The sequence below is a fragment of the Terrimonas sp. genome, from assembly GCF_003075435.1.
In the GTDB taxonomy this organism is placed as follows: Bacteria; Bacteroidota; Bacteroidia; order Chitinophagales; family Chitinophagaceae; genus Agriterribacter.
In genome coordinates this window covers 1-13,188 of sequence record NZ_QCZJ01000001.1, presented here as the reverse complement: position 1 = coordinate 13,188, position 13,188 = coordinate 1, and the positions used below count along the sequence as shown (strand labels likewise).

The 13,188-nt window shown below is 38.8% G+C and carries 11 protein-coding genes; 4 read left to right on the top strand and 7 right to left on the bottom strand.

All coding sequences use genetic code 11. The annotated features are described in order from the left end of the window. Position 1 precedes the first annotated feature (1 nt). Complete coding sequence (locus DC498_RS00055) at positions 2 to 1,894, bottom strand: hypothetical protein (RefSeq protein ID WP_116872081.1); 1,893 nt, start codon at positions 1,892 to 1,894, stop codon at positions 2 to 4. A 130-nt stretch (positions 1,895 to 2,024) separates the two neighbouring features. Between DC498_RS00055 and DC498_RS00050 the strand changes: the two genes are divergently transcribed. Further along, positions 2,025 to 2,669, top strand: coding sequence for a YceI family protein (locus DC498_RS00050; protein ID WP_116872080.1), 645 nt, complete (start codon positions 2,025 to 2,027; stop codon positions 2,667 to 2,669). Positions 2,670 to 2,725: 56 nt separating this feature from the next. Here the strand turns inward: DC498_RS00050 and DC498_RS00045 are convergent, their stop codons facing one another. Both DC498_RS00045 and DC498_RS00040 read right to left on the bottom strand, forming a co-directional pair. Next, positions 2,726 to 3,712, bottom strand: a complete 987-nt coding sequence (locus DC498_RS00045) for a Gfo/Idh/MocA family protein (RefSeq protein ID WP_116872079.1) — start codon at positions 3,710 to 3,712, stop codon at positions 2,726 to 2,728. Continuing rightward, on the bottom strand, positions 3,709 to 4,386 hold the full coding sequence (locus DC498_RS00040) for an NAD(P)H-binding protein (protein WP_116872078.1): 678 nt from the start codon (positions 4,384 to 4,386) through the stop codon (positions 3,709 to 3,711). Before DC498_RS00040 ends, DC498_RS00045 begins: the two co-directional genes overlap by 4 nt. Before the next feature lie 32 nt (positions 4,387 to 4,418). Here DC498_RS00040 and murB point away from each other — a divergent pair, with 32 nt between their 5' ends. Further along, entirely contained in the window at positions 4,419 to 5,447 is a 1,029-nt protein-coding gene (gene murB / locus DC498_RS00035; RefSeq protein WP_116872077.1) for a UDP-N-acetylmuramate dehydrogenase, read from the top strand. Between the two features lie 101 nt (positions 5,448 to 5,548). Beyond that, positions 5,549 to 5,809, top strand: coding sequence for a hypothetical protein (locus tag DC498_RS00030; protein WP_116872076.1), 261 nt, complete (start codon positions 5,549 to 5,551; stop codon positions 5,807 to 5,809). A gap of 275 nt (positions 5,810 to 6,084) precedes the next feature. Here DC498_RS00030 and DC498_RS00025 read toward each other — a convergent pair whose 3' ends face one another. The 3 genes from DC498_RS00025 to DC498_RS00015 all read right to left on the bottom strand — a co-directional run bounded on the left by DC498_RS00025 (position 6,085) and on the right by DC498_RS00015 (position 9,625). Continuing rightward, on the bottom strand, positions 6,085 to 7,635 hold the full coding sequence (locus tag DC498_RS00025; protein ID WP_116872075.1) for a magnesium chelatase: 1,551 nt from the start codon (positions 7,633 to 7,635) through the stop codon (positions 6,085 to 6,087). A 111-nt stretch (positions 7,636 to 7,746) separates the two neighbouring features. Then, a complete protein-coding gene (locus DC498_RS00020; protein ID WP_116872074.1) occupies positions 7,747 to 8,844 on the bottom strand; it encodes a vWA domain-containing protein in 1,098 nt (365 codons plus the stop codon). A 130-nt stretch (positions 8,845 to 8,974) separates the two neighbouring features. Then, on the bottom strand, positions 8,975 to 9,625 hold the full coding sequence (locus DC498_RS00015) for a metal-dependent transcriptional regulator (protein ID WP_116872073.1): 651 nt from the start codon (positions 9,623 to 9,625) through the stop codon (positions 8,975 to 8,977). A 409-nt stretch (positions 9,626 to 10,034) separates the two neighbouring features. Here DC498_RS00015 and DC498_RS00010 point away from each other — a divergent pair, with 409 nt between their 5' ends. After that, positions 10,035 to 12,290 carry a TonB-dependent receptor gene (locus DC498_RS00010; RefSeq protein WP_116872072.1) on the top strand — a complete coding sequence of 752 codons (2,256 nt, stop codon included), beginning with the start codon at positions 10,035 to 10,037 and terminating at the stop codon, positions 12,288 to 12,290. Between the two features lie 506 nt (positions 12,291 to 12,796). Here DC498_RS00010 and DC498_RS00005 read toward each other — a convergent pair. Next, positions 12,797 to 12,976 carry a hypothetical protein gene (locus DC498_RS00005; RefSeq protein ID WP_116872071.1) on the bottom strand — a complete coding sequence of 60 codons (180 nt, stop codon included), beginning with the start codon at positions 12,974 to 12,976 and terminating at the stop codon, positions 12,797 to 12,799. Positions 12,977 to 13,188: the final 212 nt, after the last annotated feature.

The following is a 13,188-nucleotide window of genomic DNA, read 5'->3' as shown; positions in this document are numbered from 1 at the left end:
GTTATTTATTTGTTTTGGTTTGCCATTTTTTGCCATCAAATATTTCTGTTTTTTTGCTGTCAGTATTATAATATTCCAGCCCGCTAAATGCAGATTTTATTAAGGGCCTGTTATTGGCTGACCCGTAATTGATACTTTGTGGCCCCTCATTTTTATATATACTTACTTTACCAGACAAACTATCTAAACTACGATTGTTTATCAGCGCCCGGACCTGTGTAGCTTTGTTAAATGCAATTACGCCATTATGTATATTCGAAAACTCATAAGCAAAGTATGATTGAACATTAGTGGCCTTATTATTTACGATGCGAATATTATTATTCCAGGTATCAGGCCATTTATTGGAAACAGGGTGAACAACAATAGCACTGTTCAATGAGTTTTTGATTTCATTATTTTCTATAATACTGCTGTCGCTACTGCAATCAAACCATATCCCTTTTCTCACATTTTGAATGCTGTTATTGGTGATATGGAGATTCCTGTGCTGCTTTCCAAAAACTCTTATGCCATCGTTGCTGCCACCGGTATGAGCGGATAAATTAAGTTGATTATTATCTATAATTATATTGTTGTTGGTGCTATTAATTACGCCTATTTCTATGCATTTCTCAAATACACCTTCCTGCACAATGTTGCTGTCTATTGTAATAAAGTTGTTATATGCGGAAATAGCGGAATAAGAAATGCTATTTGATTTGTATAATACACTCCGGAACTCATTTTTATAACTATGTATTCCTGGTGATTGTAATTTTTGCCCCCGTTTTGAAATGTTATTGTGTTTATTGCCACGTATAATTATGCCTGCTGAATCTGTATAATCCTGGATAACAATCTGGTCAGCATCCCAGGTTGCGGCACCGGCACTGGTGATCCCATCAAAAATATTGTTTTCGATAATCACTTTTTTAGGGCTTATTCTGCCACTGCCAATAATCCCCCTTGCTATTCCCGTAACTGAAGCATTAATGTTTGTAAACCTGCAATGGTGGATATACAATCCATCCATGCCTTCTCTGAACCTGATACCAGCGGCGTATACTTTAGTATCAGCCGATTGTTCGGCGCCCTGTATAAAGCAATCCGCAATTTCTATATTTCGGTTGTTGTTTAATATTTCAATAATCCAGGCTGCTTTTTGTCCGCCGTTAAAATGCAGGTTTTTTACAAATATGTTGTCAGACGCCACCTGTATCATCACATCATTGGGTAATAAAGAAGCCGGGTAATATTTAAGTACTGATTGATCTTCTCCCTGAACTGATTTTGTAATGCGCAAAGTTTTTGATATGATAAAAGTGCCACCAGGAATCCATATCGCTTTATCTGCCGGTGCATAAGCAAAAGTCATTTCCAGCACCTTGTTGTTAACAGTAGTGCCCGTATCATCTAACCCAAACCATTTTGCCGAAAAAAACTCACCATTCACAGCCGTATTATATAAGCTCACTGTGGTGTCAAATAGCTGGATATCAGTAGGAGCTTTTAGCTTACCTCCCGTTATTTTGCAGTTGCTGAGGATAACCGTTCCGTTAAATTGTAAAATTGTTGTACCTGCATACAATTCTCCATTTAAATCAATAGTTCTGTTCGATGTATCACCAAATAAAACCTTTTTTATAAATGCTTTGCTTAAAATATAATTCAGGTTATCAGCTGTTTCATCTTTATGAGCATGCCTGAGTTGTTTAATGTCAAAGTTGCCGTCATAATAACTCCGGGAGACATAAAACTTTCCCGATTTGATCATGCCAAACAAACCATCATCAGTAATAGCCTCCGGGAAAATGCTTACCTGTCTCCATCCCGGCAAATCAGTGTCTTTATGTTGGGCAGGCAAGGAAATACTCCAAAAAATATTTATTATAAAGAGCGAGATATGTTTCATAACCTAAAGCAATGTTAAGGGAAGATGTTGTAATCGGCTTCAATTTTCATTAACAGAATTGTAAAGTTTTAATTTAATGTTTAAACATTTACTGTTTATATTACTTTTGTGAAAAATTTTAAAATATACCATGAAAAAATCTCTTTTATCTATCAGTGTTATGGCTATAGCGGCTGTATCCTGCCAGCAAGCGCCTGAAGCTGCAAAAGCAGAAACTACTGAAAAGCAGGAGGCTGCATCTGTTGCCGGTGCAACCGAATATACAATTGATATTACAAACAGCACGGTAGGCTGGATTGGTACAAAGCCGGTTGGTAAACACAATGGAGATTTTAAATTGTCAGGTGGTAGTATTTCCGTTGATGGTGGTGCTGTTAAAGGCGGGAATTTTGTGATTGATATAAATTCTATAAAAGATCACGATCTTACTGATGCAGAAAGCAATGGTAAGCTTGTAGGACATTTAAAAAGCCCTGATTTTTTTGATGCCGCCCAATTTCCTACTGCAAAATTTGAAATTACTGCTGTAGAAGCATTACAGAATGATACTACCGGCACACACAAAATAAGCGGTAACCTTACTTTGAAAGACAGTACAAAAAACGTGACTTTTCCTGCAAAAATTACCGTTACGGATAATGACGTAAAAGCGGTAGCTAATTTTAATATCGACAGAACACATTGGGGATTAAAATATCGTAATGATCAGTCTTTAGGCGATAAGTTCATCCATCCTGAAGTTAATATCAGCCTTAATATAGAAGCAAAGAAATAAGCATATCTTATATGCAGTAAGTTTGTGGTTTGTTTGCGAACGACAAACCATAAACTTCAAACCCTGACTCCTGAACCTTTTGCTTTGATTTCATCCAGTGTTTGCATTAAAAGCATAGTATCCGCATGAGACATTACCGGGCTTTCGGTTAGCCCCTGCCGTAAACATTCGCCAACATGGGAGGCTTCGTAATGATATCCGAATCCTTCTGTTTTATCAAGCGGAATTATTTGTTTGCTATCGGCCCGGTCAGGATAAAACTCCAATGCCGCACCTGGTGTATAAAAGCGGTGCGTTAATCTTACTCTTCCCTGGTCGCCATTAAAATCAGCTTCTGTAGCAAGATAAGAGGTATAGGATGAAAAAAGTTGCGCAAGCGCCCCGTTATTGTATTTAAAAAGAATAGCACATTGCTCATCCACGCCGGTTGATGCAGGCGTCATACTCGCTTCAATACTATCGGGTTTTCCTAAAACAGATAGCGCATAAAACACATTGTACAAGCCAATATCAAGTAATGTACCACCGCCCAAAGCAGGGTCATAAATTCTTTTTGCAACAGGCGGTTGAGGAATAAACCCAAAATTTATTAAAACGCTATTAATATTTCCCAAAGCACCTTCTTCCTTCAGCAGCATTAATTTTTTGTAAGAGGGAATGAATTTTGACCAGAGCGCTTCCATCAGAAAGATATTTTTCTTTCTTGCTTTATCAATCATTGCTTTTGCCTGCACCGCGTTCAAAGCAAATGCTTTTTCACACAAAACGGCTTTGCCATATTCCAAACAAAGCATTACGTGCTCATAATGTAATCCATGAGGTGTTGCAATATATACTATATCAATATCAGCAGATTCCAGCATGGAAGTATAATTGCCATAGCTTTTTGCCGCATTAAATTCTTTTGCAAATGCAGTTGCATTTGTTTCATCACGCGACGCCACGGCCGATAGCGTTGCATCTTTCACAAATACCAGGTCTGCTGCAAATTTTCTCGCTATTTTACCACATCCTAAAATGCCCCAGCGTATTGTTTTATTCATTGCTGTTGGTTGGCTAAGTTGATAATATCTTTATATTGTTCAATATGCACTCCTGTTTCATTTATAAAAGGAGCATTACGCATGGCTTTTGCCAATATGTCAATATGTATGGGTTTATACTTCTGCAAACCGCCTATCATTAAGATAGCAAATAACGGCATAATGGCCTGGAAGATTTTTTCGGCAATCCGCTTTTCCTTTCTGTCGCCCATTAAAAGTGATGGTTGGAAAATATGTATTGCTTTATAAGGAAATGATCGTACAGCGTTTTCAACTTCTCCTTTTAGCCGCACATAAAAATTGGATGACGAAGGATTGGAGCCGATTGCAGAGATAAGAAGGTACTGACTAAATCCGTTTTCTGCTCCGTACTTTGCAGCATCTGCGGCAATATCATAATCTATCTGCCGGTATAAGGCTTTATCACCCTTTACGTTTTTCATGGTAGTGCCAACACAGCTGAATATAATATCACCTGATCCTATAGCTTCTCTGAAAGCTGCTGCGTTTTTAAAATCGATTACTTTTACTTCCAGCTTCGGATGCGTTTGTTGCAATGGCTTGCGTACAACAGCCCTCACTTTTTCATAACGATCATCTGCTAAAAGCAGTTGCAGAAGATAGCCTCCTGTTAAACCTGTTGCGCCCAGTAATACAGCTGTTTTTGCTTGCATGATTTTCACTATTTTGCATACAAGAGATAATCATGCAAATTCAGGAAAATATTTCGCTTCGGCAATATAATACTTTCGGTATAGGGGCATATGCACAATACTTTTCAAATTTCACCTCTGTTGATGAACTTTTATATATTACAAGCAGTAAAAAATATAACCCTGCATTGATATTGGGTGGTGGCAGCAATATACTGCTTACAAAAGATGTTGAAGGACTTGTTTTAAAGAATGGTGTTAAAGGAATTGAAAAGATCAGTGAAGATGAAAGCTTTATATATGTAAGAGCGGGAGCAGGGGAGAACTGGCATCGGTTTGTACAATATTGCATTGCGCAAAATTGGGCCGGACTGGAAAATCTTTCATTAATTCCCGGCAATGTTGGCGCCTCGCCTATGCAGAATATCGGCGCGTATGGTGTAGAGATAAAAGATGTATTTCATGAACTTACTGCTGTTCACCTGCTTGATAAAGCCATAAAAACATTTACGGCATCCGATTGTGCCTTTGGTTACAGGGAAAGTGTATTTAAAAGAAAATATAAAGGACAATTTGTAATTACTGATGTTACATACAAATTGCGCAAACAACCGGTGTTTAACACAGCATACGGCGCCATACAGCAGGAGCTTGAGAAAATGAAGGTAAAAGAGCTGAGTATACAGGCAATATCGCAGGCTGTTATCAATATCCGTTCATCAAAATTACCAGACCCCGCTGTAATAGGAAATGCAGGCAGCTTCTTTAAAAACCCTTCTATTGATAAGCTTCACTATACGGTATTGAAAGAAAAATTTCCTGCTATGGTTGCTTATGAAAATGAAGATGGCACCATGAAGTTAGCTGCAGGCTGGCTGATTGAACATTCAGGGCCGGGTACCGGTAAAAGTTGGAAAGGCTATCGGGCAGGAGATGCGGGCTGTCATGCAAAGCAGGCGCTTGTATTGGTGAATTATGGCAATGCTACGGGAAAAGAAATATATGATTTGAGTGAGATGATTTTGCAGAGCGTGGAAGAGAAATTCGGAGTGTTGCTGGAAAGGGAAGTGAATATTATTTAGGAGCTGTTGCCTGAGGCAACAAGAAAACCGTTCGTGGCGAGGACGCCACGAACAGCAACTAAAACTTTTAAGACAAACAAACCTTAAACTGAAAAATCAATATGAAATGCAAACTGACCTTCAATGCTATTTCCGGTTATTTTGCAATTTTTGTTTTTACTTTCCTGGTTACATTGGGTATTTCTTTTTTCAGCGATTGGAAGGTATCGTATATTTCATTAATTGTTTTATTGGCATTGCTGGGTATTATTTATTGTGCGCTGCTTATATCTGATAAATCTTACTGGCTTGTAATTGATGAAACCGGCATTACTTTTAAATGTATGCTATGGCTTATTGCTAAACCAAAATTTGTTGAGTGAGCTTCTGTTGTGGCTTACTATAATTATACTTATCCTTTTGATCACGAAGTGTAGCCTGAATATTTAATGCTTGTTTATACAAACGGAAAGAAAGCAAAAATTACCATATCAGGGTTAGATCATGGTAAAGATGAAATTCCGGGTGCAGTAAAAAAATACTATTCCTCAGCCCATAATGCAGAAGCTAAAGTATAACCTGCTTATACTTTAGCTCTCAGTGATAGCGCATAGCTGACCGCCTATAGCTCATAGCCGATAGCCCATAGCTCACCGCGTTAATACCCCTCCTGGTCAAATCCCTCTTCTTCATCAAAGGATGAGCTTTCTCTCCCGATATTCCCCATGTTCAGCATGGAGCCCATCAGGTCTTTAAATTCAATTTTGCCATCCAATACTTTTTTACTGATCAAAGAATAAGATGACAAACCATGTAATATCAATTCCATCAGCAAGGCATTCTCTTTTTCATTGGCATGAGGAAAAGTTTTTTTAACCAGCCCATATAAACCATCAACCTGGTAAAGCAGTTGCACTTTTTCTTTGTCTTTTACATTAAACAAAATGTCTAACGAATTGCCTTGATCAAACCAATTGATAATAGGGCGATACGGGTTATTATGCTCTTCTTCCTTTTCCTTTTTTTGTGGTCGCCTTTTTTTAAGCGAATCCGGGTTGGGAAAGTATTGTATAAATAAAGTGCGTATAGATTTATTCAGCAGATTAAACGCTACCTGGTAAGGTCCTTCCTGTTCCCCCTCATATACCAGCTCCACCTTTCCGGTCACTGAAGGAATAATACCTGTTAGATCAGATATCCAAACCTGTGTTTCTTTTTCTTTATTGATGATAGCTCTTCTCTCTGCTGCGCTCACCGCGTTTTCATAAGCCGCTATAGGCAAACGTGCGGAAACGCCACTTTTCTGGTCAACCAGCTCGCTGGCTCTTGCTTCAAATGCAACCTGCTCAATCATGCGTTTCACCAGGTCACTGATCTTTACTTTTGCTGTCTGTTCCTCAATAATATCGGCTTCCTGCTCTGTTATAGAAAGTGAGTCTTCTATATTCTTAGGATAATGTGTGAGTATCTGGCTTTCTATACGGTCTTTCAGAGGTGTTACTATTGAACCCCTGTTCGTGTAGTCTTCTGGGTTAGCGGTAAATACAAACAATATATCAAGTGCAAGGCGTAATTTAAACCCGCGTATCTGTATATCTCCTTCCTGCAAAATATTGAATAATGCCACCTGTATCCTTGCCTGCAGATCGGGTAATTCATTAATCACAAAAATGCCGCGGTTGCTTCTTGGAATAATGCCATAATGAATTACTCTTTCATCAGCAAAATTGAGCCTGAGATTTGCAGCCTTGATCGGATCAATATCACCAATCAGATCCGCAACACTAACATCAGGCGTTGCAAGTTTTTCGCCATAGCGTGCGCTGCGGTGTAACCATTCAACCGGCGTATTATCTCCTTTTTCTGCTATCAGGTCTATAGATGATTTAGATAAAGGATTTAAGGGGTTATCATTGATCTCACTTCCTGCTATAACAGGTATATACTCATCCAGCAGATCAACCATCTGCCGCGCCATACGTGTTTTAGCCTGGCCTCGTAGCCCAAGAAACAAAATATTATGTCTTGACAATAATGCTCTTTCCGTATCAGGAATCACACTGTCTTCATAACCCACAATTCCGGGGAAAGTCGTTTCACCCTGTTGCAGTTTTTTTACAAGGTTATCTCTTATTTCTTCTTTAACTGATTTGCTTTTATATCCCGATGCTTTTAACTCGCCTAATGTGTTTATATTTTTAATATTCATTTGCTGTTTTCTTTGTGCTGCTGTTCAATTGTTTTATATTCCTTTTTATCTGAAATTCACAAGGTACGCCTTGTTTCTACCCTCTACCTTAAGCCTTCCACCTTTTGCTTTTTAATAAACTGTTTTTCGTTTGCCTGATTCAAAATCCTTAAAAATAAATGCTCCCAAATTATCCAGCGAAGCAAAATATGCTTTGCCATGATTGGTTTCCGTAAACTCCTGTACAAATTTCTGCAGGTAAGGGTCGGTAGCAATCATAAATGTGGTAATTGGGATTTTGAGTTTTTTACACTGCGCCGCAAGGTTAATGCAACGGTTGATAACTTTTCTATCCAACCCAAAACTGTTCTTATAATATTTCTTACCTATTTTCAGGCAGGTGGGTTTGCCATCAGTGATCATAAATATCTGTTTGTTCGGATTTTTTCTTCTCCGTAAAATATCCATTGCCAACTCCAGCCCTGCTACGGTGTTGGTATGGTATGGCCCCACCTGCAGGTAAGCAATGTCTTTTATTTCAATCGTCCATGCATCATTGCCAAACACCACTATATCCAGTGTGTCTTTAGGGTATTTTGTAGTGATGAGCTCACTCAAAGCCATTGCCACTTTTTTTGCAGGTGTAATGCGGTCTTCCCCGTATAAAATCATGGAGTGCGAAATGTCAATCATCAATACCGTAGATGTCTGCGATTTAAAATCCGTTTCTCGTATTTCAAGATCATCTTCGTGCATCTGCAAGCCATCAACCCCATGATTGATTTGCGCATTCCTGATGGAGCTCACAAAATCTATCTGCTCAAGCATATCACCAAATTGATACGGGCGTGTTTCAGGGTTTATCTCATCACCTTGTCCTGGTTTATAGGTACGGTGCTCACCCTGTTTTGTTTTCTTCAGCTTGCCAAAAATCTCTTCAAGACTTCTTTTGCGGATGCTTTTTTCTGTTTTGGGTGTAATGTGGATTTCGCCATTCTGTTTATTCTCGTCTATATATCCTTTTTCTTTTAATTCGTCAATAAAATCGCCCAACCCATATTCATCGTTTGTAAGCCCGTATTGTTTGTCTAATTGTGTTAACCAGTTTAATGCTTCGCTTACATCGCCGCTGGTGTAAGTAAGCAGTTGCATAAACAAGTCGAGCAATTGCTCAAACTTTGTTTTGCCTCCCTCATTGGGATCATATAGTGAAAAATGATATCCTAACATATTAACTCCTTCTTTACATTAATAACTACAGGAGGTAAATCATTGAAGTGAAAATGGCAGGTAATCAAACAACCGTGAAGCAGATCAATAGCACTTTCCTCCCTTACATCTGTATGCAATTTAAGTATTTTTACATAACCAAAAGGTTGCGGCTAATGGTATTGCTGAAGATGGTTTTAGTCTTATTGTTCAGTTTTACGCTCATTGATTTGTCAAATTCCAGTATTTCTTTTATTTCAATGCCTGATCCCAGTGCAAGCCCCAACGAATCCAGGAATTGTAGAAAAGACCCGTCATGATTGGCGACTCCCGTAAGCCTGTATGTTTTATTGATCTGCCCTTCTGACAACGGGAAAGATTTGTATGCGGGCAATTTCCCGGTTGCATCCGGAATTGGTTCTCCATGAGGGTCAAACTGCGGATAACCAAGCATTTCATCAATACGGTTAAAAAAACGAACAGATTGGATATGCTCAATCTGTTCGGCAATATCATGTACTTCTTCCCAGCCCATGCCCATCACCTGCGATAAAAATAATTCTGTAAGCCTGTGTTTGCGTAAAATATGCAGCGCCTGTTTTCTTCCCCTTTCAGTAAGTTCTATGGCTTTGTATTTTTCGTACCTGATGAATTTTTTCTCCGCGAGCTTTTTCATCATGCTGTTAACGGTTGGCATTTTAATGCCAAGTGTTTCGGCAATATCCTTAACCACAATCGCCGATTTTTCCTCGGACAGCCTGTACAATGCTTTAAGGTAATTTTCTTCTGTAAGCGAGATCATTGTTAAAGGTAAACGTTTTTAGGTATTCGGAGTGGTGAGGTATTCATAATCCTGCAAAATGTGCGATGTATTAAGGAGTTGTGTTTGATCAACTGCCTTTATTAATACAGATGCATGTTCCTTGTTTATCCTGGTTGGTATTAAGGTAATCCCTGCTTTTGAACTTTTTCACAGTACCAGGCATGCCTAATATAACCGATGTCTCACGGGTTACCAGGCAATTATAATATAACATGCTCACCGCGTCCCCAGTGCGTTGTGGGTTGGATTAAACGCACATTGCGACAGAAAATCAATCTCAATTGTTGGTTTCACGATCTTTCAGAGAATACTGATCTTCCTTAAAAGTGAGCCCCTAAAAATAAATTTGTTAGATTGATCTAACTTATTAATTTTGCTTATGACAATTATGAAGATCCTCACAACTATATTTTTATTTTGTTTAATCCAGGTTGCTGCATACGCCCAGCCTGTACTTAAAGGGAATATTGTATCCGGCGGAAAGCCTGTACCCTTTGCATCTGTAAGCATCGCCGGGAAAGGAGTAGTAACTGATAGTGCAGGTAAGTTTAAAACAGAGATTGTTCAATTCGGGCATTATGGTATAAAGGTTTCTGCTGCCGGGTATGTGTCTTCTATTCATCACGTAACTGTAGTAGATGCTGTAACGATCATAACTATTGAATTACAACCCCTGCAAAATAATCTTTCTGAAATTGTAATTACAGGAACCATGAAAGAGGTGAGCAGAGCAGAAAGCCCTGTGCCTGTTGAAGTTATTACGCCAAAACTTTTTCAAAAGAACCCTGTTCCAAATCTGTTCGAAGCCATGAGCATGGTAAATGGTGTGAAACCGCAGTTGAATTGCAATATCTGTAACACAGGCGATATTCATATTAACGGTATGGAAGGCCCTTATACTATGATATTGATTGACGGTATGCCGATAGTAAGCGCCTTATCAACAGTATATGGACTTAGCGGTATTCCAAATAGTATTGTAGAAAGAATAGAGGTTGTAAAAGGCCCTGGTTCTTCCCTGTATGGTTCTGAAGCAATGGGGGGGATTATTAATGTTATTACAAAAAACCCGATCAAAGCACCGTTGGTAAGCGCTGATGTATTTACCACTTCATGGAAAGAATACAGTGTAGACGCCGCTACAAAATTTAAAATTGGTTCAGCAACCAGTTTATTCGGCATTAATTATTTCAACTACAATAACCCGGTTGATAATAATAAGGATGGGTTTACAGATGTTACCCTGCAGAACAGGATTTCAGTTTTTAATAAATGGAGTATCGAAAGAAAAGAAAACAGGCTGGCGAGTGTTGCTGCAAGGTATGTATATGAAGACAGGTGGGGAGGGGAGATGCGATGGAACAAGGCATTTCGTGGAAGTGATAGTATTTATGGAGAAAGCATTTATACAAAGCGCTGGGAACTGATAGGTATGTATCAGCTGCCGGTCAGGGAGAAAATACTTGCACAATTTTCGTTTAACCGGCATGAGCAAAATTCATGGTACGGAACAACACCATATATGGCTGATCAACAGGTTTTATTTGCGCAGTTGTATTGGGATAAACAGTTTGGCGAACAGCATAATTTTTTATTGGGTGGCTCTTACCGGTACACTTTGTATGATGACAATACACCCGGAACCGCCTCCGCAGATGGAATTAAGAATGCTCCTTCTTATACTCCGCTGCCTGGCATTTTTGTGCAGGATGAGTGGAAGCTGAGTAACCGGCACAAACTATTAATGGGCTACAGGTATGATTATGACCGTCATCACGGTAATGTGCATTCGCCGAGAATTGCCTATAAATGGACGCCGGGTAAAAGCAATACTATAAGAGCAAGTTTTGGAACAGGTTATCGTGTAGTAAATCTTTTTACAGAAGATCATGCCGCGCTTACGGGAGCACGTGAGGTAGTGATTGCCGAATCGTTAAATCCGGAACGGTCGTATAACGGTAACCTCAACTATACATTAAAGATACCGATGCGCGATGCTTTTATCGGGTTGGATATAACCGGCTTTTATTCTTATTTCACCAATAAAATTGTAGGAGATTTTGATGCTGATCCAAATAAAATTATTTATGATAACCTGAAAGGCCATGCTATTTCAAAAGGAGTTGCTTTAAACGCTGATATAAATTTTTCATTTCCGCTTAAAATACTGGCAGGTGTTACTTATATGAAAGTATACCAGGTGGAAAGTAATTCCGGCACCATTGAAAAAACAACTCAGCTACATGCGCCAGAATGGTCTGGTAATTTAACCGCTACCTATTCATTTCCATTACAATTTATACTTGATATAACAGGCAGGTGGGATGGACCAATGCGTTTGCCGGTATTACCTCATGATTACCGCCCGGAATATTCGCCCTGGTTTTGCATTGCCAATGTGCAGCTTACCAAAAAGTTCACAGGAGGGTTTGAATTGTATGGAGGCGTTAAAAATATATTCAATTTTGTTCCTCATAATCCTATTATGCGGCCGTTTGATCCTTTTGATAAAATGGTAAATGACCCTGTTAATAATCCTTACGGGTATACTTTTGATCCTTCATATAACTATGCGCCATTGCAGGGAGTGAGGGGGTTTATTGGGATGAGGTATCAATTGGGGAGGAAAAGCGGTCAGCATTAAGTGAGAAGCTATGTATTTTCCAACTGCACCCATATGCATCACGAATGTCAATACCATTCAATACCTTTTGGGAATGTAAATAGTCATCAACACCCATCAGGCGCCTGGTACCCGAGTATTTTTTAACAGGCTTTATTGCATTAGTGCATATGCTTGCGCTATATGGTGATTTCCTGAGAGAATGTTTGCAGTGAAATGGAAAAAAGAATCGGGATTAATATTTTGTAAATCATAGTTTTTATTTTATGGGTAAAGTAAAGTCCAATTGTAATGTTGAAGAGAGTCCATATCAAGAAACCAGGATTTAAGTACATCATCCGTAGGATGTGGCCACGGGTTGACTGATCCGGCATATTTTACAATCGAGTCTTTATTGACAACAAAAACGGGTATCTTTTTTATAGAATACGCTTGAATATAGTCCTCCCAAATGACAGACGTGCTATATGGTATGGACGAGTTAGAGGACAAGACCTTCATTTCACTTACGAGTTTCTGATAATTTTCTATACTTCCCGGCCACGTGGAGTCAAACGCCGTAGATTGATAAAAAACAACTGTTTGATTGCTTTTATTAGCCAATTGTATTTACGAGGATCTGTTTTATCCAGAATTTTATTGCAGGAAGCTTTTATGGAAAGAAAGCCAATTGCAATGCCCCAAATAAGTATCAATTTCTTTTTCATATAAAACCTTGCTTTTATCGAGGTCTATTAAATCTTATTACGGCTAATGGATCAATGACATAAACGAATGGTTCCCCCGATGCAAGCGCAAGCGTCTCGTGGCTGTTGCACAACCTTGATTTAAAAAATGCAAGTCTATTTTTGGATACCTATACAACTTTTAAAAAAATACCACCTGATTTTAGCAATAAAAACCTTAGCTAAAATTAGAA

What these genes read in the sequence shown, in the direction of transcription:
- DC498_RS00005 (WP_116872071.1), bottom strand. Translation starts at nt 12,976, where the DNA reads ATGAAAAAGAAATTGATACTTATTTGGGGCATTGCAATTGGCTTTCTT.
- DC498_RS00015 (WP_116872073.1), bottom strand. Translation starts at nt 9,625, where the DNA reads ATGATCTCGCTTACAGAAGAAAATTACCTTAAAGCATTGTACAGGCTG.
- DC498_RS00020 (WP_116872074.1), bottom strand. Translation starts at nt 8,844, where the DNA reads ATGTTAGGATATCATTTTTCACTATATGATCCCAATGAGGGAGGCAAA.
- murB (WP_116872077.1), top strand. Translation starts at nt 4,419, where the DNA reads ATGCAAATTCAGGAAAATATTTCGCTTCGGCAATATAATACTTTCGGT.
- DC498_RS00050 (WP_116872080.1), top strand. Translation starts at nt 2,025, where the DNA reads ATGAAAAAATCTCTTTTATCTATCAGTGTTATGGCTATAGCGGCTGTA.
- DC498_RS00010 (WP_116872072.1), top strand. Translation starts at nt 10,035, where the DNA reads ATGAAGATCCTCACAACTATATTTTTATTTTGTTTAATCCAGGTTGCT.
- DC498_RS00045 (WP_116872079.1), bottom strand. Translation starts at nt 3,712, where the DNA reads ATGAATAAAACAATACGCTGGGGCATTTTAGGATGTGGTAAAATAGCG.
- DC498_RS00025 (WP_116872075.1), bottom strand. Translation starts at nt 7,635, where the DNA reads ATGAATATTAAAAATATAAACACATTAGGCGAGTTAAAAGCATCGGGA.
- DC498_RS00030 (WP_116872076.1), top strand. Translation starts at nt 5,549, where the DNA reads ATGAAATGCAAACTGACCTTCAATGCTATTTCCGGTTATTTTGCAATT.
- DC498_RS00055 (WP_116872081.1), bottom strand. Translation starts at nt 1,894, where the DNA reads ATGAAACATATCTCGCTCTTTATAATAAATATTTTTTGGAGTATTTCC.
- DC498_RS00040 (WP_116872078.1), bottom strand. Translation starts at nt 4,386, where the DNA reads ATGCAAGCAAAAACAGCTGTATTACTGGGCGCAACAGGTTTAACAGGA.